We start from the raw sequence: 1,603 nt of genomic DNA, 5'->3' as shown, positions 1-1,603 counted from the left end.
GCCCCCAGCTGCCCGGCCGGGCTCACCGGCCATTGTGAACACTCACTCGCGGATGACCGATCCATCACGGCGTGTACCGGGGTTGTTCCGCGGGAACACACCGGGCATGACTTTTGGACCAACCAGGACGCCGACCGCCAAGCGGGACGGAACCATCAGCCTGGTCTGCGGGATCGCCGGTCTGTTCTTCCTCGGGATCGCCCTCGGCATCGCGGCGATCGTCTTCGGCGTGCGTGGCAGGCGCGGTGGCGGCGGCGGGCAGGCAACAGCCGGGTTCGTCCTCGGCGTCATCGACATCGTACTGTGGGTCATCGGCCTGGCCGCCTGGCACGCGAACGCCTACGTCTGGTACTGATCATCAAAGGCGGTGTAATCATGGCTCTCCGTGCCATTCAGCACCCCGGCCGGCTGGACACCGTTCCCGCCGACCGCCGCTGCCGCGGCGGCTGCTACCACGACCAGCACGACCAGCGCAACGGACGACTCGGACAAAACCGGAGACGACCTGGACAAAACCAGACCGCGGCACGGCACAATACTGGTACCGATACCGTTCTCCGTACACGCACCACCGCGGGCCCTCCGCCGCGACGAGATCCGCGACGCGGGGCCGAGGGCCGCACGACAGAAATAGATCGGGACAGGCGTGGCTTCATCTTCGGTGAAGCCACCTGACGGATTCTGCGAGGAGGTCTCCACCGGTGCTCGACCCGAGTGCGCTGTACGAGATCGCTGACGATCTGCCCGAGCTGGGTCGGCCCGTGCTGGTGGAGGCGCTGACAGGTGTCGTCGACGCGGGCGGGGCGGTCCGCCTTGCCAGCCAGCACCTGCTGAGCGCCCTCGAGCACCGGCTCATCGTGACCTTCGATGTGGACCAGCTGCTTGACTACCGCTCCCGCCGACCATCCATGATCTTCGTTGAGGACCACTGGGAGCACTACGAGGAGCCGGTGCTCGGCCTGCATGTGCTCAACGACAGCGCCGGCACCTCGTTCCTGCTGCTGTGCGGCCCAGAACCCGACCTGCAGTGGATGCGGTTCACCACCGCGGTGCGCGGCGTCGCGGCGCTCCTGGGCGTCCAGGTCACCGTGGGCCTCAACGCGATCCCGATGGCTGTGCCGCACACCCGCCCCTGCGGGATCACCGCCCACGCCACCCGACCGGATCTGGTCACCGGGTACGAGCCCTGGCTGCGGCGGGTACAGGTCCCCGGCACCGCCGGCCATCTGCTGGAATACGAGTTGGGACGGGAAGGCCGCGACGCGATGGGCTTCGCCGCCCACGTCCCGCACTATCTCTCCCAAACCGACTATCCGGCGGCGACCGAGGCGCTGCTCACCGCGGTGTCCAAGGCGACCGGCCTGCTGCTGCCGCTGGACGGGCTGCGCGCGGCGTCGGCCGCGGTCCACGACAACGTCAACCGGCAGCTGGAAGAGGGCGCCGAAGCCGCCGCGCTCGTCCGGGCGCTCGAAGAGCAGTACGACGCGTTCATGCGCGGCCGGGAGGGCTCGAACCTGCCCACGGCCACGACCGACTCCCTGCCGACCGCGGACGAGCTCGGCGCCGCGCTGGAACGCTTTCTGGCCGAGCAGACCGAGCCCGG

The 1,603-nt window shown here is 69.1% G+C and carries 3 protein-coding genes; 2 read left to right on the top strand and 1 reads right to left on the bottom strand.

What is annotated here, in order from left to right; translation table 11 throughout:
* The first annotated feature begins 106 nt into the window (after positions 1-106).
* Entirely contained in the window at positions 107-355 is a 249-nt protein-coding gene (locus tag MJ783_RS12795; RefSeq protein ID WP_239310646.1) for a hypothetical protein, read from the top strand.
* On the opposite strand, the gene MJ783_RS12790 is transcribed toward MJ783_RS12795, so the two are convergent.
* Positions 340-492 (bottom strand): hypothetical protein, encoded by a 153-nt coding sequence (locus tag MJ783_RS12790; RefSeq protein WP_239310645.1) that lies wholly within the window; start codon positions 490-492, stop codon positions 340-342. The genes MJ783_RS12795 and MJ783_RS12790 overlap by 16 nt on opposite strands.
* A 209-nt stretch (positions 493-701) precedes the next feature.
* Here MJ783_RS12790 and MJ783_RS12785 point away from each other — a divergent pair.
* Positions 702-1,603: PAC2 family protein (locus tag MJ783_RS12785; RefSeq protein ID WP_239310644.1), on the top strand; the 902-nt coding region annotated here is incomplete at its 3' end.

The organism is Protofrankia sp. Cj3 (assembly GCF_917627355.1).
Lineage (GTDB): Bacteria > Actinomycetota > Actinomycetes > Frankiales > Frankiaceae > Protofrankia.
The sequence above is the reverse complement of the archived record's forward strand: the minus strand, read 5'-3'. Positions and strand labels throughout refer to the sequence as shown.